The organism is Nocardioides kongjuensis (assembly GCF_013409625.1).
Taxonomy (GTDB): domain Bacteria; phylum Actinomycetota; class Actinomycetes; order Propionibacteriales; family Nocardioidaceae; genus Nocardioides; species Nocardioides kongjuensis.
In genome coordinates this window covers 4,477,752-4,503,031 of record NZ_JACCBF010000001.1, presented here as the reverse complement: position 1 = coordinate 4,503,031, position 25,280 = coordinate 4,477,752, and the positions used below count along the sequence as shown (strand labels likewise).

Annotated in this window: 14 protein-coding genes and 1 pseudogene; 1 reads left to right on the top strand and 14 read right to left on the bottom strand. The window is 64.7% G+C overall.

From position 1 onward, the window contains the following. Positions 1 to 107 precede the first annotated feature (107 nt). The 12 genes from BJ958_RS21570 to BJ958_RS21515 all read right to left on the bottom strand — a co-directional run bounded on the left by BJ958_RS21570 (position 108) and on the right by BJ958_RS21515 (position 20,821). Complete coding sequence (locus tag BJ958_RS21570) at positions 108 to 785, bottom strand: sulfotransferase family protein (protein WP_179728896.1); 678 nt, start codon at positions 783 to 785, stop codon at positions 108 to 110. Between the two features lie 11 nt (positions 786 to 796). Then, the gene (locus BJ958_RS21565; protein ID WP_179728895.1) at positions 797 to 1,252 is read right to left on the bottom strand and encodes a sortase domain-containing protein; all 456 of its coding nucleotides are present in this window, start codon (positions 1,250 to 1,252) and stop codon (positions 797 to 799) included. Positions 1,253 to 1,446: 194 nt separating this feature from the next. After that, positions 1,447 to 2,061 (bottom strand): 2OG-Fe(II) oxygenase, encoded by a 615-nt coding sequence (locus tag BJ958_RS21560; RefSeq protein WP_179728894.1) that lies wholly within the window; start codon positions 2,059 to 2,061, stop codon positions 1,447 to 1,449. Between the two features lie 752 nt (positions 2,062 to 2,813). Further along, positions 2,814 to 3,464, bottom strand: a complete 651-nt coding sequence (locus tag BJ958_RS29340) for a matrixin family metalloprotease (RefSeq protein WP_425489782.1) — start codon at positions 3,462 to 3,464, stop codon at positions 2,814 to 2,816. A gap of 1,087 nt (positions 3,465 to 4,551) precedes the next feature. Then, positions 4,552 to 4,995, bottom strand: a complete 444-nt coding sequence (locus BJ958_RS21550; RefSeq protein ID WP_179728892.1) for a type II toxin-antitoxin system RelE family toxin — start codon at positions 4,993 to 4,995, stop codon at positions 4,552 to 4,554. A gap of 348 nt (positions 4,996 to 5,343) precedes the next feature. Next, complete coding sequence (locus tag BJ958_RS21545; protein WP_179728891.1) at positions 5,344 to 5,676, bottom strand: hypothetical protein; 333 nt, start codon at positions 5,674 to 5,676, stop codon at positions 5,344 to 5,346. Between the two features lie 112 nt (positions 5,677 to 5,788). After that, positions 5,789 to 6,457, bottom strand: coding sequence for a class E sortase (locus BJ958_RS21540; protein WP_179728890.1), 669 nt, complete (start codon positions 6,455 to 6,457; stop codon positions 5,789 to 5,791). A 582-nt stretch (positions 6,458 to 7,039) separates the two neighbouring features. Next, a complete protein-coding gene (locus tag BJ958_RS21535; protein ID WP_179728889.1) occupies positions 7,040 to 7,723 on the bottom strand; it encodes a TetR family transcriptional regulator in 684 nt (227 codons plus the stop codon). Between the two features lie 1,291 nt (positions 7,724 to 9,014). Beyond that, positions 9,015 to 10,394: a sigma-70 family RNA polymerase sigma factor gene (locus BJ958_RS21530; RefSeq protein ID WP_179728888.1), complete on the bottom strand. Its 1,380-nt coding sequence runs from the start codon at positions 10,392 to 10,394 to the stop codon at positions 9,015 to 9,017. Then, positions 10,387 to 10,782, bottom strand: coding sequence for a hypothetical protein (locus tag BJ958_RS21525; protein WP_179728887.1), 396 nt, complete (start codon positions 10,780 to 10,782; stop codon positions 10,387 to 10,389). The genes BJ958_RS21530 and BJ958_RS21525 overlap by 8 nt, the downstream gene beginning before the upstream one ends. 131 nt (positions 10,783 to 10,913) lie before the next feature. Beyond that, a complete protein-coding gene (locus tag BJ958_RS21520; protein WP_179728886.1) occupies positions 10,914 to 11,366 on the bottom strand; it encodes a hypothetical protein in 453 nt (150 codons plus the stop codon). A gap of 116 nt (positions 11,367 to 11,482) precedes the next feature. Next, on the bottom strand, positions 11,483 to 20,821 hold the full coding sequence (locus BJ958_RS21515; protein WP_179728885.1) for a DUF7507 domain-containing protein: 9,339 nt from the start codon (positions 20,819 to 20,821) through the stop codon (positions 11,483 to 11,485). 678 nt (positions 20,822 to 21,499) lie between these two features. Between BJ958_RS21515 and BJ958_RS21510 the strand changes: the two are divergent. After that, positions 21,500 to 22,613, top strand: a pseudogene (locus BJ958_RS21510) (IS256 family transposase). A gap of 72 nt (positions 22,614 to 22,685) precedes the next feature. Here BJ958_RS21510 and BJ958_RS21505 read toward each other — a convergent pair. Continuing rightward, a complete protein-coding gene (locus tag BJ958_RS21505) occupies positions 22,686 to 23,642 on the bottom strand; it encodes a class C sortase (RefSeq protein ID WP_218865927.1) in 957 nt (318 codons plus the stop codon). Next, positions 23,639 to 25,237 (bottom strand): SpaH/EbpB family LPXTG-anchored major pilin, encoded by a 1,599-nt coding sequence (locus BJ958_RS21500; protein WP_179730317.1) that lies wholly within the window; start codon positions 25,235 to 25,237, stop codon positions 23,639 to 23,641. Before BJ958_RS21500 ends, BJ958_RS21505 begins: the two co-directional genes overlap by 4 nt. Positions 25,238 to 25,280: the final 43 nt, after the last annotated feature.

The following is a 25,280-nucleotide window of genomic DNA, read 5'->3' as shown; positions in this document are numbered from 1 at the left end:
CACCAGACAACATCAGTCACTGAGGCGGGCGTATTGCCAAGTAGACGAGCCGGCGGAACGTCGCTTACGGGAGCATTCGGCACCGGCAACTGTTGGCCAGCGGCTGATCAATCAGAAGCGAAGCCCGTCGCCAAGTCTCTTTCAGATTCGTTAGGCCCCCAACCGATGCTCAGGCGTTCCTGCGACGCCAGACCGCCCGGCACCGTGTATCCAAACCGACGCATCAGATCACCCTCAGCGCCCGAGATCACCTCGGCCAGCTCGAGCGTCATAGGATCCGTCGCGCTGGCCTCACGCTGGTTCACCTGTGGCGTTGCCCCGAGGGCCTCCTCATCGAAGGGGATGTCTGCCCGCCGCAGCACGGTGGCCAAATCCGCGCAGAGAGATTCCTGCCGTCCGACGAAGTGGACACCTTGGAACCATCGGCCAGCAAATCCTTCAGCCGTTCTCGTGACGAATCCTTCTGGCCAGTAGTCAAGGCAGTTAAGTACGGTTCGCTCAAATCCTGGGTCGGCCAAATGCTGCGCATCTGATGAGGCAGGGAAGATTCCCGAACGCCTCCAGTAGAGCCAGGCCGAGACGTACCAATCGATTGGATTCCGCACAAAGGTCGCGATGAACGGATTCAGGTCGCCAACCAGATTGACTCCGTGTCGCAGGGTCCCGTGTTCGTGCCCGATCTCTTCCACGCTACCGTAGACCGCGTTCCTGCAGGCGCGCGCTACCCATTTCGAACCTGTCTTGGGCATGCGAAGAATCAGGCAGCGCTGTTCAATGAGAAGCATGTAATCCCTCCTCAGTACGCGAACGTGGTGCGGTCTGCCCACACCACCCAGTTGTCGCCATAGTGGCCATTGACCGGTCTGCTCTCCGGGTCGCAGGTGATGAGTCGGATCACTGCCCGCCCATCGCGCACGTCCCAGATCGTGTCATCGTGAGGTACGTCGGTCTTGGCCATCGAGGCTGACCGCCGAACAACGAAATCGACGGAATCGTTACTGGAGTAGCGGACGTGAACAGCGTCACCCGGTCGGGCTGCGGGCAGTTCGGCGAAGGTGTCGGGCCCGTCTCTTGTGTCGACGTGACCGACAATGATCGCGGCCCCTTCCTCCCCGGGCCGTGGCCATCCAGGCTCGTGGTACCAGCCTGCGATGCCCGCCGGCGGCGCAAGTACGCCGCTGGGGTCGAGCACGACGGGCAAGACCGGAGCATCGACGAGGACTTCGCGGCTGTCATGTCGAACGACGGTCACAGCGACAGGGCGCCCCCTTGGGAGCCGCTCTGTCTGCACCGAGCTGCCGTCCGGGATCGGCATTGCATCCACGCGGGGCCAAGGGAGAATTGATTGGCCGCCATCCTCGATCGGCTCATTGGAACTGCAGGCGAGCATGAGGGTTGCCGCCAGTAACAGGAGTAGCCGCAAGAAGCCGCGGCCGCACGCGTGCATCATCTCAGCTGAGGACCGAGGAGCCAGCCGACCAGGGCCCATCGTGTCCCTCTTGTTACTGGCGTGACTCGGTGTACGACTGTCGAAGGAAAGACCACGACACTTCCGCGGGCCGCGAGCTCTGGAGACGTAATGACTTTGCCGTGTGGGGTTGCGACCTCGAACCGCCCCCCGTCATAGTCGTCCGGGTCTGACAGGTTGATGGTGACGCTGAGCTTGCGTTCTGCTGGAACCGGCCCGAACGGCGTATTCGATGATGCGGGCTCTCTCAGCACATCGCTGTGCCAGTCGAAGTGACCGCCTTGCTCGTAACGGAGCAGTGAGAACGGCGACTCGAGCTGATTGACGTCGAAGTTCCATATCTCCTGATTGGCGAGATCTGCGTACCGCACGATCAACGATGAGGCCCAGTTGCCGCCGTCCAGTCCGACAGTCAGCGTCTTGCGAATGTTGTGATCAAGGCGCCCACCCTCGCGGTCGCGGTCGACGACGGTCCCTTCGAAGGCCTCGACTCCGGTCGCCTCAGCGATGACTGCCTCGCAGACATCCGCAGGTACGACGCCGCTCCAGACCCGTGAGAATATCTCTCGAGGACTGGGCATGACTTGAGTCATCGGCGGCCGCTCTTTCGGCGCTGCCGCGAAAGCCCGATCCAGGCTGCGACGCCTGCTGCGAGCCCCGCTACACCCGCCGTGCCTACCTGTGCGGCGACGTCTCCCTCATTGTCGCGTTCCTCCGCGGGGCCCATGCCAGTCTGCACCTCAGCGGGACGCTCGCTCGGTTCGGACTTGCCGACCTCAGGCAGCGCTGGATCGGCCTTTGGCGTCGCCACCGGCGGCTTTGCCGTCTCCGATGGACTAGAAGTCGCGGCGGGCGACGCCGGCAGGGTGGTCGACGGCGAACTCGACGGGGACGCCGGCGGTTGCGGCGGATGCGGTGTCGGTGACGCGCTAGCAGAGGGGCTCGCCGTCGGCGACGCCGGAGGAGTCGGCGGCAGCGGCGCTGGCGGGCTGGCCAACATCGAAGCGCTCCCCAAGCGCGCCGCGTCATGGTGTCCGAAGACATCGCCCATCGGAAGCTCGAAAGCTAGTCGAGGTTCTCCGACGGCCTGTGCCTGGGTGGGACCGGGTTCGGCTGCGACTGCTTGCGTGCCGAGCGGCACCGATAGAGCCACCAGGCCAGCTGCTGTGATGACGTACCCAACCCTGTTGCTGCCCATGCCACGCCCTTCGGTTGCCCGGTTGACTCAATGTCGTCTTCATCGCTCAGACGTGCAGAGAGCCGTCGATCTTACGGCGCAGCCCGGCCATCGAATGGCGCCGACGTTCTTTCGCCGCGCCTGCGCTTACACACCGGCGACGGCGACTCACGGAGAACACCTTCCGCGGCCGGAGTACGCGAATGCGGCTCGGTCCCAAGCCGACAACGGCAACGGACCACGCCGCACAACGGGCGACATGACGTCGCCTTCGTACCGAGGCGAGTGCCTTATGCCGAGCGCGTGGCCCAACTCGTGCTCAATTACCGTGCTGAGGCGTTCCGAACCCGCCTTCGCAACGTCGATATCCGAATCGGCACGCCACAGCTCGCCCCCCAATGAGAACAAGCTGGTCTCACCAAGTGTGTAGCGAGCGCGAAGAGCATGGGCACGGACGCGGATACCTCGGCCATCTGGAAGTGGCTCCGCCTGAATGTGGAGCGGCAAACCACTGGCCCTTCTGACATGGGCCACCGCCGCCCGGGTCGCACGCCAGATGGTTGTGCCGCCGACTACCCGGACTGGCACGATCCGGCATCGCGACCAGCGAAAGCGACCTAAGAGGTAGGCACGGTCGAGGTCCGGTACGCCTCGCCACAAGATCAAGTCATTCCTGTCTCCAGCCTGGACGTCATGGGCGACAGCCGACAGAGACTGTGTGGATCCGGGCCGCGCCCTCGCTGTGGCCGGCGCGGTCGCCAAGCCAATCGCGAGGGCAATGAGAAGTAGTGGTGCGCCAACGCGCCGAAGACAGGACATCGTTTGCTTTCCTCAAGCTAGTCTGGACCGAGCCGGGTGATGTCGATTCGGCAGCAGGGCCAGTCGTCCGCGCCACGGGGCTAGGGTGGACATCCGCCCACTAGAACGTCCGTCAGTCGAAGCGCGCCCGACAAGGGCTCGAACAGGAAATGCTCGCCGTCAGCCATGCGACAACGGCGGCGCTTGCCCGCGCTCCTTCGACATCGGATATGAGACGCGGGCCATCGAGTGATCATTACTGGAGTCGACCCACGTCGGCCTTGTGCCGGCGCTGCACTTCGGGCGTGACACAACGACCGCTGTCGGATGCGGTTCGCCGGAGCGATGCCGCTGCGCAGCGCCGCTCTACTGGAGCGTGTCACGCACATCTTCGTCCGGCTCCGGTCCCGTCTCCTCGGCAAACCGTCCCTTCCGTGACGCGGACGTCAAGGCACAGGTGACAACTGCCGCTAGGCACAACCACGAGACAATGGCAACCAGCCACATTGTCATCACAGATATCGCAGTCTCCTAAGGTGTCAAGCGAACGGAACGGAGCCAGCCAGTCAGGACCCGAGCCCGGCGTGGATTCGCGCAGTCTCCCTGCAGGAAGACGTGCAGGACGCCAAGGAGATTACGAATCACTCGCGCCGCGTTGCGGCCTATCGGCAGTTCGCAGGCCGTTTGCGCACTGCCGTCATCGAGCTCCCTTGAGCTCGCAGGATCGGCATGCGAGCGAGCTCATCACCTGGATCCGACTTCCTACCGACTGTCATCCGAGGCCTGTGGAACGTCGCGAGTACGCGACGATGCCGGCTCCCCCAGAGCGCGTGGCTCGCAGCATGCTGTCACCAGATCTTCTGAAGCTGGTGGTTGCCCTCCCACAGCGCAGGTCGACACTCCAAGGTGGCAACGAAAGCCGAGGCAAACCGCCACCTGGTCGCAAACAGCCTTACCGGTTTGACGCCCACGGCACCGTCGCGCCGAGGCGGTTCGACGACGAACTCGACGCTATCCGTCGTCGTCGATCCGGCCACCTCTTCCGGCTGCGAATCACGTCGCCGGTGGCCGTTCAATGACTACCGGAAGAGTTCAAGCCGCCGGTACGTCAGGCGATTTCCAGAACATGGACCGTACGCTCGACGGCGCTGATCACGTAGACGATCCTGTAGCCGCCACACGCAGTTTGCCAGGCTGGATCAGAGGCGCTGAGAACCCGCGCCCCGTGGCGTTGGGGCGCCAATGCCAAGTCCCCGAAGATGAAGGCACATATGACCCGACCATCTTCATGGTTCATCGCGCGGAGTGATTCCGTGGCGTCAGCAGTGAGGTAGGTGGTGTAGCCCGCATCGCGTCCGCGCTCTACAAACATCGCGGTGGCCTCCTGGCGCACGTCTGAGCGCTTGGACGTCGAGGACGGGCAGGCGCCCGACTCGAAGCTAGGCCCAGCACCCCGGACCGCGTCTGACATGAGTACCGCCGCAGTCGGGCGCTGCAGCACGACGGCAACCGCCACCACCAACAGGGCGATCCCCAGCACGAGTCCAGTCATGTGGAAAGGACGTCGCCACTGGCGGGAAACTTACGAGAGTCAGGGCCGCATTCTTGAATCGCACACAGGTCATTGCGGCGTCGCAGTGGCCTGTCGACGTGGGTGCACGTGGTGACCTAGCGGCCGGACTGTCGACACGCCGCGGCGCGACGGAGGGGGCCAACCCTAGGAGCATGTCGGGCCGGCATGCCCCGACCTTCTCGATGTCCATCATCCACGCGCGGCCGCCCGCGCCGAAGTCCACGAGCCGTTTGCGCGCAGAGGAGATGAAGCCCGCAGATCAGGCCTCCACTTGCTCCAGCCCAAGCCGGCCCATCAAGCGATGGCGTGGCGCAAGTGCCGACTGGGCTACGAAGGAGAAGGACTGAGCAGTGGAGCGACCGTGATGCAGAGGCGATCTTCTTCTGCCAGTTGCTCGTTGGTCTGGATCTCAACCTCCGCAGCACAAGCAGCGGCGATGGCGTCAGGAAAGGGGCCAACGAACTGGGTCGTCAGCGAACTCCTCAGGATCACGATGTGCAGATGATCCAACTGAGCGACCTCGTCGGCCACAAGGATCTCTACCAGCCGTGCCATGCCGCTCTCGAAGGCCGCTGGATCGAGGGCGTCCTGGGGATTCGGCGGGCGGAGCTCTCCTCGCCGTTCAAGGTGCCCGGGGTCGTCTGCATTGGGCGGCGTCATACACGAATGACGCTTGGGACCAGCGATTTCTAACACCGATCGCCGGAAAATTCGGTCGTGGTCGTTTGCGGCCTCTAGAAGCTGCCCAGCGGATCCACAGGCTGACGCTCCCCTAAGGGGATGCGACTGACACGAGGTGGCCGAAGACGACCGAGCGGTTGTCGGTGTGGAAGATCTCCGAGCACGTGAGCAGGGTGATCAGGTGGTCCCCCGCGTCGGCCGGCGGCTGGGTGCCGCCGTGAGGGTTCACCGGCTTCGGGTCGAGGACCCAGGTCTGGGTGAACGGGATGACCAGGTCCTGGCCGCCGGTGTCGAGGACGTAGGTGTACGTCGCAGCGCGGGTCTCGACCACCACCTCGTCGCCGGGCTCCAGCGAGGGCAGCTCGGCGAAGGGCTCGCCGTGGGTGACCCGGTGCCCGGCGAGGACGTAGTTGCCGGCAGCACCCGCGTCCGCGGTGTCGGCCATGTGGCCCACCCCCGCAGCGAGCACCTCCTGGCTCGAGCCCTCGAGCACGGGCACCGCGTAGTCCTTGCCGAACTTCGGGATGTGCACGATGGCGGTGGCATTGCCGAAGTCGGTGCGGACGACGTCCTGGCCGTCGCCCCAGCCGGACTGGAGCGCACGGCGTACGTCGTCCTGCCGCTGGCCCGACTGCCAGTTGGTGCCCCAGAACTGCCACGCCACCCAGCCGAGCACGGCGAGGCCGGCGAGGATCAACCCGATACCGAAGCTCACGCCGGTGCGGCGCAGCGTGGAGACTGGATGCGAGCGACTCTTCATCAGCGTCTCAATTCGTTAGAACAATAGGACAGCGAGGCAGGCTACGCGCCCCAGAGGAGCCGCTCCCGACACGAGTCCCATCCGGAGACGGGGAGATAGTTGGCGTGCATCGCATCAGAGGCGCCTGATCTCAGGCCATCTTGAGACTGCTGGCCAACCCTGTTGCCCACAGCCCTGGGCGAACTGGAGCTGTGCTGCGGAAAGCATCGACACCTGTGGTCCGCGCACCAAGCCAGGCCGGACAACAGACCCGCAGGCGTCATCGGTCCGCACGCTCCAAGCGCTCCTAATGGGGTAAGTGCTGCGCGCCCACGTGCGTCTCTTTAGCACGGGATACGTACGAAGGGGGACTCGGATGCCTCACCGCAGACGTTCAGATGGCGCCACCGACGAATCGGAAGTGTGCGCGGGATGCACTGTCGGGCCGACGCAGTACCTCGTGGCTTGCATTGACACGCACACCGGCTCTCGCTCATTTTCTGGGCCGTACTCGACAAGGTGCGGCGCAGAGGCCGCTGCGCTCTATGAGCAACAGTTGGGGGATCCGTCGGGGCTTCGCCTCCAATTCCTCCCTCTTCCGCTCTACCCGTCTCTGGTCAGCTTGGGCGATGACCCTGGTTCGTAGGGCATCGATGTCATGCCCATGATCCAGAGGTCACTAATGGCGGTCGTCGCTTCAGCAATCTGTTGAGGCGTGGGATCCCTGACAGCCTCGCTGAGGAGCTCGAATGAGGCGGCCACGACACCCCGAGCTACCAACGGTCGCACTGCGGACAGTTCGGGATCGAGTCGACGTATCCATCGTGCTGCAAGGCCGAACGCTTCTTCGACAGCGCGCATGGTGGACGCGCGCCGGTCAAGCCCACGATCACCCAAGGCGTAGATCTCCAGCAGCCACGCACGGGCCGCGAGGGGACGTTCGGTCAGCCACCCGACCAACAGCTTCGTGCTCGATTCGACAGCAGCCAATGGATGGCTCGCCAGAGAGCTCACTTCGATCAACTGAGCCAGGAAGGCCTCGCCGAAAGAATCGTAAGCCTGCAAGAACGCGTCTTCCTTGTTGGTGAACTGCTCGTAGAAGGCCGTCCGAGACACGTGCGCCTCGGAGGTGATCCGCTCAACCTTCAACGTGGCGTATCCGCACTGACCCACCGCGTTGAGCGTCGCCGTCAATAGCCGAGCGCGCTGCGACGCAAGTACCTCTTCCCGCGTCAAACTGTGCGGGCCTTTGGGCAATGCTGCCGAGTTCAACTCTTGACCAGTCACGTACGCGAGCGTACCTTGCAGTGAAGTACGGAACTGTACCGTTCTTGGGAGGGAACGTGAACGCAACGAGATCGCCCGAGCTTCATGACAACTGCCGCCAGGACCTCCGCGCCCGCCTGATACGAGAACGCGGCCGGCACACGGCCACGGGCTCCATGGTTAGGCAGGCCACTCGACGAGGTCCGGCACTTCTCTTGGCGGTTTCAGCAACCGCCTGCGGCGCCAGTACGCCGCCCCGAACAGAGGCAGACGCACAGGGGGACGTCACCACGTCCACCCATTCACCACTTGCGCCAGGTCACACGGCCCGCAAGATCGACACCGCCGACCCAGCCGCATTGCCCGTCGCCTTGACTCCGCGCCCGCCCAGCCAGGGCCGAAAGGTCCGCTACCGGTTCGTACGTGTGAATGTGCCACTCCGCGCCGATCCCGCGCAACTCCAAGCGGCGCTCGACGAATGTCGAGGCGCCGTTGCGACACGGCACGCTGGTGGCCAACTTGTTTCCCAGCATGATTACTGCAGCAACCGATGGGTGCTGAGGCTCAGGGTCGGCCAGATCGTGCACTTCACCGGACAGGTCACGGGGACTTTTCGGGTTACGCGAGCCGTCATACGGCGCCGCGGCTCCGGCACGTTTGCCGACCTGACGCGATGGGTCGGCGGCGATATCCAAGCCGGTATGTGCACGGGTCGGGCATACGCACGGTGGCTGGGCATGGTTCGAATCGACCAACGACTCGCTGGTGGCCTTGTTGCAAGATCCCGCTCAGAGGACAGCAGCGGTCGTACTGAAGTCCGCGGTCCGTGACAGTTGCGGCTTCGTCGAGCTAAACCTACCCGCACACGCATTCGGGGCAAGAAGCCGAGCCAGGCGACTCAGGGCGCTGCCCGGCCAACAGGTCCTCACATCCCGTCTCGTCAATGCGCAGAAGTCCAGCCCGCGCTACTCTCCGCGGCGACCGACCAAGCCCTCCGCAGCCCCGACCAGGAGGATGGCCGCAACGACGCCCACCAAAGTGCCGACGACGTTGAGCTCCCAGACGCTGCCTGTGCCCACCCCACTTGCCACGGCGCCACCGATGACGGCGCCCAGCACCCCCAGGACGAACGTCCACCTCAGGTTCAAGCCCTGGCGGCCCGGGCGCATCCATCTCGCCAACAGGCCGATCACCATTCCCACGACCGCAAGTCCCAGAACTTCCACAACTCACCCTCTCCGCGGTTCGGCAAACCCTACGCAGAAATGGACGCGACCGCACAGGGAGTCATTACGCGGTCTTGCGCACGCCGTCACCCTCGGAATCGGCGTACTGACTTGATGCCTCCGCTGGTCACCGCGACCGAACCGGACACGGCGTTGGCGGCGTCAGCGGGTGTGATCGTGAGTGCCAAGAGTTCCGTACGATTCGCGGTGGCTGAGATGGAGCAGGTTGCGTGGCTGCTTCCACCCCCTGAGCACCGCCACCTTGAGCCCCCGACCGCCAGGCCCAAGGAGTTTCCCACGTCAACGACGATGTCGATTCGTCTCTCAGATGACTGGATTGCAAGCGAGACCCGCACGGCTGTGACGTTGCCGGAAGTCGCTCTCGAGAGCCTCGGTTGGCTGACGGCCAACCGGGGCTGCGGCGCTGGGGCCGCCGTCGGAGTCGGCGTGGCGGCGGGCGCCACCGTAGGAGGCGGCGAGGGCGGCACCACCGACGGCGTCACGACGGGGACGACGGGGGGCGTCGGCGCTAATGAGTTCGGTGCTGCGGGCGAGGTTGTCGGCGTTGACGTGGCAACGGTGGTGGCGGTCTCGGCGGGCGGGTCGCCTGCGCGGAACACCAACGCGAGGATGGCCGCGAGAACACCAGTGGCAACCGTTCCGGCCACGAGCGCGGGCGTCTTCGACTTTGCCGCTGCGTGCCCCGACCCCTTGGACGTCTTGGAAAGCATCAGCCCTCCGGCGCCGACTGCCGGAACAAGAAGTGCGCCGAGGTTGGTGTTCAGCTCCCTCACGGTTTGCGCAGCTGCGGTACATGATCCGCAGCCATCGAGGTGTTCAAGGAGCTTTGCTTCCCGACGTGCCGGAAGGTCGCCACGGACGAACCGAGCAACATCAGCCAGGGGGCCCTGGCATTCCGGTCCGGGGGCCGCCTTGACGTGCACGGACAGGTAGGAGCGGCGCAATGCCTCTCTCGCACGATGCAGGAGGACGCCGACCGCGTTGGCGTTCGAGTCCATTCGTTCGGCGATCTCGGCGTACGGAAGCCCGACCACTTCCGCATACCACAACGCCGCACGGAACTGATCCGGCAGCTCGCTGAGTGCCGCCAACACCATGGCGTTCTCGGCACGGCCCTCCGCTCCGTCGGCGACAGGTTGATCTGGCGTTGCGTCATCGCCCACCAAGGCTTCGTTCTTGAGCCGCCGCAAGTTGTCGATGTGCATCCGCCTGATCGTCGTACTCAGGTAGGAGCCAAAGTTGTCGGTCGGTCCTTGGCCGCGATCAAACTGCCGAATTATCCGAATGAACGCCTCGTTGACGAGGTCGTCGCCTCGAGATGGGCCTGCGATGCTAGTCGCTAGGCGTGTGGCGGCCGCGCCGTGGCGCTTGAACAGCGTGCCTACAGCTTCCCGGTCCCCGTGCCGTGCTGCGTCGAGGAGTTCGGGTTCGCCTAGTTCAGACATCGTCCCCACCGTGCGACCGGCTGTTCACTTCGACGACGCCGTCCGGAATCGCATCCATCAGGCGTTCGATGATGCATTCGCGACCATGGGGCGTGGCTCTCCATAGTGCAGAAATCGCATCGTGCATCGTCCGATACGGACCAGCGCAAGTCTCGCGATCGACGATCGAGCCGGCGGCCGAGCGTTCCACGATGACGAATGGCCCGGCCAGAGCGGCAACATGCTCACGGCGAACCACCTCCATCAGGAGCCCAGCTGCATTCGAGGGAACGGCAAGTGTCTCCTCTGAACGGTGCACAGCCTCGTCGGCGCGCAGAGTGTTGTCGGGTGCGGCAACGACGCATCCGGGCCCGCGCCTCGATCGCTTTGATCTCGTCATGTCGTTCATCTCATCCAAGACTGGTCTCTCAGGGGGTCCGCACGCTGCCGAACTGCAGCCGGCGGCCACCACTCAGTAGACGAGACTCAATCCAGTCTACTTACTGCCGGGGCATTTCCGTGGGCCACTCCGGGCGCCTCTCACTCCTTCTTGAGGGGTTCGATGACGCGCTGTACGCACTGTGTGCCTTTGGGGGCCTTGTCGTAGATCGCTGCGAAGTCGATCGCTTGCGACTCCCCCGGCGCCAGTTGCACCTTCCTCGACTTGGCGCCGAGCACTTCCGAGGTCGCGGACTTGATCACCGAGTAGGTGACCTCGAAGGTCCGCTTCTTGTTGCCGCTGTTAGTCAGCGTCCCCTTGCCGGACCACACGCCGTTTGATGCCTCACAGGCGACATCGGCCAGGCTTGAGATCGCGCCTTTGAAGGTCGGTTCCACCGATGGCGCGACGATCGCGCTCGCCGAGTCGGATGCCTCATCGCCTCTCTTACCAGCCTTGCCGTCGGCTGCGTCCTTGCCATCATCGCCGCTTGAGCAGGCCATCAAGGCGGGCACCAGCATCGCGGTCACAACAGCCAGCTTCGTCCGGTTCATTCAACGTCTCCATCCTCGTTCGGGGCTCGGCAATGCGGCCAACGCATCTGATTCCAAGACCTTTGACAGGCGAGTGGGGTCCGGGGCGTGGTCACGTTTGTTCCCTATGGCTTGAACTACTCGCCGCGTCGACGACGGCCAGCGACCATCATCAGGGAGCCGGCAGCAAGCAGTCCCAGCCCTCCGGCGCCAGCCCACACGACCGCATTCGACAGGCCGGTATCCGGCAGCAGCGGACTCGACCATGTCACCGGCACATTCTCCTGGTCGCTGTCAGACGGCGGCTTGCAACCGCAGTCAGCCGGCGGATCGACCAAGACGATCGCCGTGTTCAAGACGAACCCAAGTTCTGCGTCCGCCCTCGTGATCACGTAGGGCTCGTCCGCTCTGCATTTCATCGATGCGCCGACGCTGAGCGTAGTTTGGGGGCAGGTGATCCCGATTCCCAAGCCCGCCAACATCTCGTCGTCAACGCGCACGTTGGTCAGCGTCGTGTTCCCGGTGTTCGTCACCTTGAAGGAGTAGTGAATGTAGTCGCCGATGTCAGTGCGGCCGTTTCCGTTGACGTCCTCAACTTTCGCCTTCTTGTCCAAGTCGATGGCGGGTGCGGGAACTGCAGGTGTCTCAGTCACATCATTCGGCGGAACGACCGGCGGGACCCCGGGCGGCACATCTGCGGTAGCCGACGCCCGGTTGAACACTCCACCAGCATCAACATCCGTCTGCGTCACGACATACGCTTCGTCTGCGGTGCACGTGGTCGACGCTCTGGGCGCGAGGGTCGTCGTGGCACAAGTGATTCCGATCCCAAGACGGCCCAACATCGGGTCATTCACAACTACGTTCGAGAGCGTGATGTTCCCGGTGTTCACGATCACGAAGCTGTACCAGATCTGATCACCCACGTCGGTCTTGCCGTTGCCGTTTACATCAACCACCCGCGACGTCTTGTCGAGACTCATAGACGGCAAGGCAGTACCCACCACTGTTACCGAGTCCGTCGCTGTCGCTGTGCTGCCCGACGGGTCAATGCCCGTCGCGGTCGCCGTGTTGTCCACATGCCCGGTATCCACATCCGCCTGGGTCACCAGATACGAACCCGACGTCGAACAAGCCACACTCGCGCCCGGGGCCAGCGAAGCCGCGCACGGGGAATCCAGAAGACCCAGTTTGGCGTCACTAATCGTCACCGGCGACAAGGTTGTGGTCCCCGTGTTGGTCGCGGTGAACGTGTACGTGATCACCTCACCAACCACCAGGTCGGACTTGTCAGCCACCTTCGTCAACGACAACCCACCAGCCTGGTCAGCCGGCGTGTCCGTGGTGTCCGGCGGCGAAACCACCGGCGGCCCCGACGGCGGCGTACCCGTCGCCGTCACCGAGTTGTGCACCACACCCGCATCCACATCCGCCTGCGTCACCGTGTACGCCACCGTCGTCGAACACGGCACATCGGTCGCACCCACCGACAACGACGCCACACACGCCGCATCCGTCAACCCCAGCTTCGCGTCCGTGACCGTCACCGGCGCCAACGTCACATTCCCCGTGTTGGTCACCGTGAACGAGTAGGTGATCACCTCACCCACATCCGCCAGACCATCACCATCACCATCGGCCAACGACGCCACCTTGTTCACCGACAACCCCGGCGAAGCGGTGCCCGGCACCTGCTCGGTCGCGTCCGGCGCATCCACCGGACCTGTCGGGGACGTACCGTCCGCATCCGCCACGTTCGTGACCTGCCCAGCATCCACATCGGCCTGGGTCACCGTGTACGTCGCGGTACACGCCAACGACTCACCCGGCAACAACGTCGCCGACCCATTCGTCGCCGCAACCCCGTTCACCGTGCAGCCACCGATCGGCGACATCACACCCGAACCCGTGAACGACCCCGCAACCTCGCTGATCGCGACATCGGTCAGAGTCGTGACACCCTCGTTGGTCGCGGTGAACGTGTACGTGATCACCTCACCAACCACCAGGTCGGACTTGTCAGCCACCTTCGTCAACGACAACCCACCAGCCTGGTCAGCCGGCGTGTCCGTGGTGTCCGGCGGCGAAACCACCGGCGGCCCCGACGGCGGCGTACCCGTCGCCGTCACCGAGTTGTGCACCACACCCGCATCCACATCCGCCTGCGTCACCGTGTACGCCACCGTCGTCGAACACGGCACATCGGTCGCACCCACCGACAACGACGCCACACACGCCGCATCCGTCAACCCCAGCTTCGCGTCCGTGACCGTCACCGGCGCCAACGTCACATTCCCCGTGTTGGTCACCGTGAACGAGTAGGTGATCACCTCACCCACATCCGCCAGACCATCACCATCACCATCGGCCAACGACGCCACCTTGTTCACCGACAACCCCGGCGAAGCGGTGCCCGGCACCTGCTCGGTCGCGTCCGGCGCATCCACCGGACCTGTCGGGGACGTACCGTCCGCATCCGCCACGTTCGTGACCTGCCCAGCATCCACATCGGCCTGGGTCACCGTGTACGTCGCGGTACACGCCAACGACTCACCCGGCAACAACGTCGCCGACCCATTCGTCGCCGCAACCCCGTTCACCGTGCAGCCACCGATCGGCGACATCACACCCGAACCCGTGAACGACCCCGCAACCTCGCTGATCGCGACATCGGTCAGAGTCGTGACACCCTCGTTGGTCGCGGTGAACGTGTACGTGATCACCTCACCAACCACCAGGTCGGACTTGTCAGCCACCTTCGTCAACGACAACCCACCAGCCTGGTCAGCCGGCGTGTCCGTGGTGTCCGGCGGCGAAACCACCGGCGGCCCCGACGGCGGCGTACCCGTCGCCGTCACCGAGTTGTGCACCACACCCGCATCCACATCCGCCTGCGTCACCGTGTACGCCACCGTCGTCGAACACGGCACATCGGTCGCACCCACCGACAACGACGCCACACACGCCGCATCCGTCAACCCCAGCTTCGCGTCCGTGACCGTCACCGGCGCCAACGTCACATTCCCCGTGTTGGTCACCGTGAACGAGTAGGTGATCACCTCACCCACATCCGCCAGACCATCACCATCACCATCGGCCAACGACGCCACCTTGTTCACCGACAACCCCGGCGAAGCGGTGCCCGGCACCTGCTCGGTCGCGTCCGGCGCATCCACCGGACCTGTCGGGGACGTACCGTCCGCATCCGCCACGTTCGTGACCTGCCCAGCATCCACATCGGCCTGGGTCACCGTGTACGTCGCGGTACACGCCAACGACTCACCCGGCAACAACGTCGCCGACCCATTCGTCGCCGCAACCCCGTTCACCGTGCAGCCACCGATCGGCGACATCACACCCGAACCCGTGAACGACCCCGCAACCTCGCTGATCGCGACATCGGTCAGAGTCGTGACACCCTCGTTGGTCGCGGTGAACGTGTACGTGATCACCTCACCAACCACCAGGTCGGACTTGTCAGCCACCTTCGTCAACGACAACCCACCAGCCTGGTCAGCCGGCGTGTCCGTGGTGTCCGGCGGCGAAACCACCGGCGGCCCCGACGGCGGCGTACCCGTCGCCGTCACCGAGTTGTGCACCACACCCGCATCCACATCCGCCTGCGTCACCGTGTACGCCACCGTCGTCGAACACGGCACATCGGTCGCACCCACCGACAACGACGCCACACACGCCGCATCCGTCAACCCCAGCTTCGCGTCCGTGACCGTCACCGGCGCCAACGTCACATTCCCCGTGTTGGTCACCGTGAACGAGTAGGTGATCACCTCACCCACATCCGCCAGACCATCACCATCACCATCGGCCAACGACGCCACCTTGTTCACCGACAACCCCGGCGAAGCGGTGCCCGGCACCTGCTCGGTCGCGTCCGGCGCATCCACCGGACCTGTCGGGGACGTACCGTCCGCATCCGCCACGTTCGTGACCTGCCCAGCATCCACATCGGCCTGGGTCACCGTGTACGTCGCGGTACACGCCAACGACTCACCCGGCAACAACGTCGCCGACCCATTCGTCGCCGCAACCCCGTTCACCGTGCAGCCACCGATCGGCGACATCACACCCGAACCCGTGAACGACCCCGCAACCTCGCTGATCGCGACATCGGTCAGAGTCGTGACACCCTCGTTGGTCGCGGTGAACGTGTACGTGATCACCTCACCAACCACCAGGTCGGACTTGTCAGCCACCTTCGTCAACGACAACCCACCAGCCTGGTCAGCCGGCGTGTCCGTGGTGTCCGGCGGCGAAACCACCGGCGGCCCCGACGGCGGCGTACCCGTCGCCGTCACCGAGTTGTGCACCACACCCGCATCCACATCCGCCTGCGTCACCGTGTACGCCACCGTCGTCGAACACGGCACATCGGTCGCACCCACCGACAACGACGCCACACACGCCGCATCCGTCAACCCCAGCTTCGCGTCCGTGACCGTCACCGGCGCCAACGTCACATTCCCCGTGTTGGTCACCGTGAACGAGTAGGTGATCACCTCACCCACATCCGCCAGACCATCACCATCACCATCGGCCAACGACGCCACCTTGTTCACCGACAACCCCGGCGAAGCGGTGCCCGGCACCTGCTCGGTCGCGTCCGGCGCATCCACCGGACCTGTCGGGGACGTACCGTCCGCATCCGCCACGTTCGTGACCTGCCCAGCATCCACATCGGCCTGGGTCACCGTGTACGTCGCGGTACACGCCAACGACTCACCCGGCAACAACGTCGCCGACCCATTCGTCGCCGCAACCCCGTTCACCGTGCAGCCACCGATCGGCGACATCACACCCGAACCCGTGAACGACCCCGCAACCTCGCTGATCGCGACATCGGTCAGAGTCGTGACACCCTCGTTGGTCGCGGTGAACGTGTACGTGATCACCTCACCAACCACCAGGTCGGACTTGTCAGCCACCTTCGTCAACGACAACCCACCAGCCTGGTCAGCCGGCGTGTCCGTGGTGTCCGGCGGCGAAACCACCGGCGGCCCCGACGGCGGCGTACCCGTCGCCGTCACCGAGTTGTGCACCACACCCGCATCCACATCCGCCTGCGTCACCGTGTACGCCACCGTCGTCGAACACGGCACATCGGTCGCACCCACCGACAACGACGCCACACACGCCGCATCCGTCAACCCCAGCTTCGCGTCCGTGACCGTCACCGGCGCCAACGTCACATTCCCCGTGTTGGTCACCGTGAACGAGTAGGTGATCACCTCACCCACATCCGCCAGACCATCACCATCACCATCGGCCAACGACGCCACCTTGTTCACCGACAACCCCGGCGAAGCGGTGCCCGGCACCTGCTCGGTCGCGTCCGGCGCATCCACCGGACCTGTCGGGGACGTACCGTCCGCATCCGCCACGTTCGTGACCTGCCCAGCATCCACATCGGCCTGGGTCACCGTGTACGTCGCGGTACACGCCAACGACTCACCCGGCAACAACGTCGCCGACCCATTCGTCGCCGCAACCCCGTTCACCGTGCAGCCACCGATCGGCGACATCACACCCGAACCCGTGAACGACCCCGCAACCTCGCTGATCGCGACATCGGTCAGAGTCGTGACACCCTCGTTGGTCGCGGTGAACGTGTACGTGATCACCTCACCAACCACCAGGTCGGACTTGTCAGCCACCTTCGTCAACGACAACCCACCAGCCTGGTCAGCCGGCGTGTCCGTGGTGTCCGGCGGCGAAACCACCGGCGGCCCCGACGGCGGCGTACCCGTCGCCGTCACCGAGTTGTGCACCACACCCGCATCCACATCCGCCTGCGTCACCGTGTACGCCACCGTCGTCGAACACGGCACATCGGTCGCACCCACCGACAACGACGCCACACACGCCGCATCCGTCAACCCCAGCTTCGCGTCCGTGACCGTCACCGGCGCCAACGTCACATTCCCCGTGTTGGTCACCGTGAACGAGTAGGTGATCACCTCACCCACATCCGCCAGACCATCACCATCACCATCGGCCAACGACGCCACCTTGTTCACCGACAACCCCGGCGAAGCGGTGCCCGGCACCTGCTCGGTCGCGTCCGGCGCATCCACCGGACCTGTCGGGGACGTACCGTCCGCATCCGCCACGTTCGTGACCTGCCCAGCATCCACATCGGCCTGGGTCACCGTGTACGTCGCGGTACACGCCAACGACTCACCCGGCAACAACGTCGCCGACCCATTCGTCGCCGCAACCCCGTTCACCGTGCAGCCACCGATCGGCGACATCACACCCGAACCCGTGAACGACCCCGCAACCTCGCTGATCGCGACATCGGTCAGAGTCGTGACACCCTCGTTGGTCGCGGTGAACGTGTACGTGATCACCTCACCAACCACCAGGTCGGACTTGTCAGCCACCTTCGTCAACGACAACCCACCAGCCTGGTCAGCCGGCGTGTCCGTGGTGTCCGGCGGCGAAACCACCGGCGGCCCCGACGGCGGCGTACCCGTCGCCGTCACCGAGTTGTGCACCACACCCGCATCCACATCCGCCTGCGTCACCGTGTACGCCACCGTCGTCGAACACGGCACATCGGTCGCACCCACCGACAACGACGCCACACACGCCGCATCCGTCAACCCCAGCTTCGCGTCCGTGACCGTCACCGGCGCCAACGTCACATTCCCCGTGTTGGTCACCGTGAACGAGTAGGTGATCACCTCACCCACATCCGCCAGACCATCACCATCACCATCGGCCAACGACGCCACCTTGTTCACCGACAACCCCGGCGAAGCGGTGCCCGGCACCTGCTCGGTCGCGTCCGGCGCATCCACCGGACCTGTCGGGGACGTACCGTCCGCATCCGCCACGTTCGTGACCTGCCCAGCATCCACATCGGCCTGGGTCACCGTGTACGTCGCGGTACACGCCAACGACTCACCCGGCAACAACGTCGCCGACCCATTCGTCGCCGCAACCCCGTTCACCGTGCAGCCACCGATCGGCGACATCACACCCGAACCCGTGAACGACCCCGCAACCTCGCTGATCGCGACATCGGTCAGAGTCGTGACACCCTCGTTGGTCGCGGTGAACGTGTACGTGATCACCTCACCAACCACCAGGTCGGACTTGTCAGCCACCTTCGTCAACGACAACCCACCAGCCTGGTCAGCCGGCGTGTCCGTGGTGTCCGGCGGCGAAACCACCGGCGGCCCCGACGGCGGCGTACCCGTCGCCGTCACCGAGTTGTGCACCACACCCGCATCCACATCCGCCTGCGTCACCGTGTACGCCACCGTCGTCGAACACGGCACATCGGTCGCACCCACCGACAACGACGCCACACACGCCGCATCCGTCAACCCCAGCTTCGCGTCCGTGACCGTCACCGGCGCCAACGTCACATTCCCCGTGTTGGTCACCGTGAACGAGTAGGTGATCACCTCACCCACATCCGCCAGACCATCACCATCACCATCGGCCAACGACGCCACCTTGTTCACCGACAACCCCGGCGACTGGATCGCCGCAGCGTCGGCCGTCGCAGTAGCCGACGCCGCAGGGCCACTTGGCGGCGTACCCGTGACGTCGGCCTTGTTGTGGACCGTGCCGTCGTCCAAGTCTTCTTGGCTGACCGTGTAGGTAGCCGCGCACGTCATCGTCTCGCCGGGCAGAAGTGTGGTCGGGTTGGTTGAAGCAGCATTGGAAGTGGTGCATCCGGCAATGGCCGTCAAGGCACCGCCGTCGCCCGTGAACGCAGTGACATCGTCGAGGATGCTCACGTCGGTGAGGGTTACGTTGCCCGTGTTGGTCGCCACGAACTGGTAGGTGATGACGTCGCCGGACGATTCGTAGGTTGTCGGGGTGGGGGTCTTCGTAAGCGTGATCTGGGGCGACGGGTTTGCGGGAACGGCCGCATTTGCGTCGTCAGTCACCGACACATTCGCCGGCGAGAGACCCACGACGTGGGCGGTGTTCGTCAACTGCCCAGACACCGGGTTGTTCGCGTAGGCGTCGACGTCGGCCTGAGTGGGGCTGTAAGTCGCCGTGCAGGTCATTGTTTCGCCTGGCGCTAGCGTCGCAGGGTCCGTCGTGCCGACCATAGAGGTCGTGCAACCGCCAGGGACTGGGACTGTGCCGCTGCCGGAGAACTGGGTTTCGGTGATCGTCACGCCGTGGAGGGTGACGTTGCCGGTGTTCGTGGCGATGAACGTGTAGCTGATGGGAGTGCCGACGGCGAGCGAGTTGGGACTGGCGGTCTTCACCAGGTCGATCGACGGCGTCTGCGTGCCGCTGACCGTTGCATCATCCTGGTCCGTGACGACAGTTGCATTCAGATCTGCTGAGATCCCCTTGATTTCGGCGTTGTTGTAGACACTGCCCCGGTCGACGTCACCCTGGGTCACCGTGTAACTGGCCGAACAGGTGACCGTCCTTCCGGGGTACAAGGTTCCAGCTACGCCACCCTGCCAAGTGCATCCACCGATTGTCCCCATCGTTCCTGAGCCGGTGAACTGAGCCGCAATATCGGTGATGGTGATGTTGTTGAGGGGGACGTTGCCCGTGTTGGTGCCGACGAATGTGTAGGTGATCGACTGACCTACAACAAGATTGGACGCTGTCGTTGTCTTCTCGAGGTGAATGCTGGGCGAACTCGGAACGCACGTTCCGTCATTGTTCGAGTTGCTGGGGCCAGTGCCGTAGTTGATGCGGACGGTTGGGTTGGCAGGGTCCCACAGCCAGAGCTGACCGGTGTTGTTGTTGCTGAAAACCATGGTTCCGTTGCCGAGCGTGTAGGCAGCGCCGTAGAAGTTGCCGCTCACGAGCGACGGGAGCACTCCTGCATAGCGGGCGACGCGAGCTCCGGTGGCGGGGTCGAACACGACGATGTCGCCATCGGTCTCCGCTCCGTACAGCAGGCCATTCGCGTAGGTCCAGTCAGCGAGGCTGTCAGGTGTGTAGCTCGAACCCGCGTTGGTGAGAACCCCCGTTGCACTCGTCAGCGTGTTCAGGTTGATGGTGACGTATCGACTTCCACCGATGCCGTTCGCGATGTACATGGTGCCGTTAGGCGCGACCGTGCCGACGAAGTAGGCCGTCATACCGGTGTCGCTGGTGACAGAGTCCGGCAACACCATGACCGCGTTGTTGACTACTACCCCACTCTGGCCGATCTTCACAAGATAGTTGACCCCGGCGCGCAACTGCGTGCCGTAGATATACCCATCGATTGGGTTGTAGCCGATCGAATTGGTACTTCCAGTACCGACGTCGTTGGTTCCATCCTTGTTGTAGTCCGCGGTGAAGGTCGCCGTATCAGTCACAGAGTCGTAGACGATGCCGTACATAGTGGTGCTGCCGCTGACGGCCTGCGCCAGAAAGCAACCGGCGACGGCATCGCTGGTGAGGTACGAATCCCCCGGTGCCGCGTCGGCAGCTGGCTGCAGGAGAGCGTTCGGAACGACCAGCGCCAGAGCGACGAACAACAACGCCGAGGCTATGCGTCCGAACACGGCGATCCCAGGGGTGTTCTGCCGTCGGCGTACAGCGGGCCGACGACTCGGCCTGCTCCCAAGACTCCAAAGACGCGCCGACAGACTGCGATCGCGCGCACCGGTACCCCTGAGGTCCCCACATCCGAACACCGACGGCTCCATTCAGTTGGCCAAGCACACATGACCGGGACTGCATGTCGCTTGTACGCAACTTGACGCTCGAGACGCACCTGACATTACATCGAGTGCCAGACTTTTTTGGCGACTTTGCTCGAGCCGAGTGGCTACCTTCCGTGTGGGGGCGGCGTCGGCGTTTCAGCCTCCGGTGGCCTTAGATCTGCAGGGTGGCTAGGGCAGAGCGAGATGTGGGCCACATGGTCAACGAGAGAGCTCGGCAGAACGCGCCGCACAGGATCCGAAGCGATGTGTCGCTCGCGGGAGCACTTGCCCCATTCGCACGCGGACGGTGCTGACGGTGCCGGGAGCGGCCGCTTTAGGGTTCCGACGTGTCTCCGGAGCAACGTGTCCCACGGCAGGCGGGTGACGTCCCGCCGAGTGGTGTAGTTCCTCGGCGTTGAGGTTCGTCGTGTTGCCGGTGACGTAGGCGGCCATCGTGCGACGGTCAGTGAGTACTTGCGACAGACACTCACGGATAGGACACGAAGCACGATGGCCTTGGACAATGCTGCACTACTCGAGGTACTTGAAGCCATGCAGGCCGGCGGGGTCGAGGACCGCGTCCGCACCGCGGCACAGACGATCTACCAGGCGTTGATCGACGCCGAGCTCACCGCGGTGATCGGCGCCGGCCCCTGGGAACGCACCGACCAACGCACGACACAGCGCAACGGATCACGGCCGCGGACGCTGTCCACGACCGCCGGCGACCTGGAACTGCGGATCCCGAAGCTGCGGTCGGGATCCTTCTTCCCCTCACTGCTCGAACGCCGACGACGGGTCGACCAGGCCTTGTTCGCGGTGGTGATGGAGGCCTACCTCCACGGTGTCTCGACCAGGAAGGTCGACGACCTGGTCAAAGCACTCGGCGCGGACACCGGGATCAGCAAGTCGGAGGTCTCCCGCATCTGTGCGGACCTCGACGAGGAAGTCGGCGCGTTCCGTGACCGGTCGCTGGGCGAGATCACCTACCCGTACGTGTTCCTCGACGCGACCTACTGCAAGGCCCGCGTGAACCGTCGCGTGGTGTCCCAGGCCGTCGTGATCGCCACCGGAGTCACCGCCGACGGGCGCCGTGAGGTCCTCGGGTTCGACGTCGGGGACAGCGAGGACGGGGCAGCGGTGCCGGGTCCACTTCATGCGCAACGTCCTCGCGGTCGTACCGAAGGGCAACGCTGAGATGGTCGCCGCCGCAATCCGCACGATCTTCGCCCAACCCGACGCCGAGCACGTTGGTGAGCAGTTCGAGGTCATCGCGGCGATGCTCGGCAAACAGCTGCCCAAGGTCGAGCAGATGTTGCGTGATGCCCACGACGACCTCCTCGCGTTCACCGGGTTCCCGGTGTCGCACTGGAAAAAGATCTGGTCGACCAACCCCTTGGAGCGGCTCAACAAGGAGGTCAAACGCCGCACCGACGTCGTCGGCGTCTTCCCCAACCCCGAGGCCCTGCTCAGGCTGGCCGGGGCCGTCCTGGTCGAAGCCCACGACGAATGGCAGGTCACCGCCGAACGTCGCTATCTGTCCGAACACTCCATGGAACTCATCACCGGCACCAACAAGACCACCCAGGAGGTGGCCAAGCCCGAACTCATGACGGCATCATGAGAACCACTGACCCGCACGGTGTCGAGGACACTCCACCACGACGCGGGACGTCACCGGCAGGCGAAGCCGGACTTACCTGCCGGAGCCCTCGGAACGCCGCGGTGCACGCCGACCGAGTGGGCTCGAGATCAGGAGCAGGACGACCAAGCCCCCGCAAGCTTCGAGGATCCACCAGGGAAAGCCCGGACCTGACTTGCCGGCGATGAATGCCGGCGGTGAGACCGACTTCGGCGTGGGGATGCGGATGCCGCGAACCAGGAGCCGATGACTGTTCACACCGATCGGCGTGCAGGTAACGAGGGTGATGTGGTCCTCGCCGGCGATCGGTTCGAGATCCTCAGTCTCCTCGGGCAGCACCGTCTTGATCTGGTCCACCTGATAGGTCAAGGTTCGGTCGAGGACCGTGACCGTAAACGTGTCACCCAGCTGCATCTCATGCAGGTGAGTGAACAGGGTGACTCCGGCGATACCCGAGTGCCCGGTCAGGACTGAATGGGTACCCCGACCCCCAACCGGCAGAGCCGTTCCGTAGAGGTGCCCAACACCTTTGTCCAACGTCGAGGCACCGGTGCCGTGGAACACAGGCAGCGTGACCCCAATGCCGCCGATGGAAAGGACGCCCATCATTCCGCCCTGGACGACGTTCAGCGTGTCAAGGTACCTCTTCGCGTCGCTGCCCAGCGCTGTTTCCTGACCGGCTCCCGAAGAACTGTAGGGATCGCGAAGAGGACCTTTGGGCAGATGCTTGTTGTACTGGTGGGCCGCGTGCAACTGCTGTCGGATCGACTCGGGGGTCATCGACTTCACTGTTTCGGCGTAGCCGCTCACGACAGAAGCGTGCGCGCGGTCGGTGAACCATGCGCCGGCAGACGGGTAGAGCAGAACTGCGAATCCGGCCATGCCCAGCACGACCACGAGCGCGCGTCTGATGGTCCACGCCGTCACGATGCCGCGCCAGCGGCGTGTGCGCCGCGGACGCGGAGGGGGCGCCGCGCTGGCAGCGGACCGCGGCAGTTCGATGGTGCTCATCGAAGGGAGCTCGGGGCGTCTCCGCGACGCCGCGCGGCCGTCACGAACAACGCGCCTCCTGCAACAAGAACCAGGCCAGCCACGAGGGCGAGGAAGGCCGGGCCACCGGTTTGCGGCAGGAACGGGCTGTGACCACCGCCGTTGTCATTACAGTCGCTGGTGGGAGTGCCGGAGCTCCGGACTGCTTCAGCGCATCCGGGGGACACCTGGTTGGGCAGGTTCGTGATGCGGAGGTCGACTCCGGGCTTCGAAGATTCAGCGGTGATGGTGAACTCGACCGGCTGGGCGAGGAGCTCGTAACCGGTCGGGGCCTTGACCTCGGCCAGCCAGTACGTCTGGTAGCCCGCATCGCCCGGGGCGACCGCGACACCGTTGGCCCAGTCGGAGTACCGCAGGCCCGAGATCGTGACCTGACCGTTCGCGTCAACAGCGAAGACCGTCTGACCGCCCAGGGTGATCGCGTTGGTACCGGCCTTGGCGTCGGCCTCGGTCGGGTAGACGCTGAACTGCGCACCGCTGAGCGCGGCACCGTTCTCGTCGACCTTCTGCACGGTCATCGATCCCCACTTGGTGATCACCGGCGGGGTGACCGGCGGGCCACCCGGGTTGCCGGGCTGGACGTTAAAGCTGGCCGCGTTGGGGTACAGCAGCGCGGTGTTCACGATCTCACCGACCGCGTTGACCTTGGTGTCGATCTTCACCACGACCTGCGTGGCGGGGTGCGCCGCCAGCACCAGCCGACCCGCAGCGGTGAACTGCACCGTCACGGTGTTGGTGGCGGAGTCGAACACAACGTCGTAGTCGGTCCCCTGGGTGATCGCGGTGCCATCGGCCAGCGTGACCGTGGTGCCCACGTAGTCGAGCTTGGGGTCGAGCTGGTCGACGATCTTGTAGCCGTCGATCGTCTTCACGTTCGGGATGTCACCCTTGATCGTCCACGTCACGGGGTCGCCCAACTTGACCGCATTGGCGTCCTCAACCGTCTTGGAGACGTTGTCGATCGAGTTCTTCGGGTACACGTTGACGTCGTAGAGCCACGTGGACTGGTCGGCCGGGTTGGTCAGCGGGACCGAGACCAGGAACGGCGCCGACGGCGTCGTACCGGTCGGGTACGCCGTCTCGGTCACCAGGTACAGGCCCAGCGGAAGACCCGCCAGCGATGCGTCACCACTCGCGTTCGTGGTCACGGGCGAGCCCGACGCAGCCGTCAGGGTGTAACCGGCCCCGGTGATCGAACCCGACGCATTGGCCGGGTTGAACACGCCACTGAGAGCGCTGGCGTCCTGCCAACCCTGGTTGGTGGTCAGGTCGATCCCGCCCACCTTCTGGATCGAGAACGTCACACCCGGAACCGGGGTCAGACCCGTCGTGTCCTGCACCGTTCCGTTGTTCGGCAACCCCGTCGGGCTGTCAGGAGCCTTGAACTTGTGAATGTCGAGTGACCCTGTCCTGGTCGGGTCCGGCAGCGACGGCGACGCCGCACTCGCCGACGAAGCAAGCCCGACCAACACGACGCCAAGCGCGGCAATCGCAGCGATCGCCATGAACACCGCGCGCGTGCGTGTCCGGAGGCCTGCGGCGTTCTTCAGGGACATGGTCACTGCTTTCCTTCTCGAGCCCGGGTAGGGGCAGTCGGCC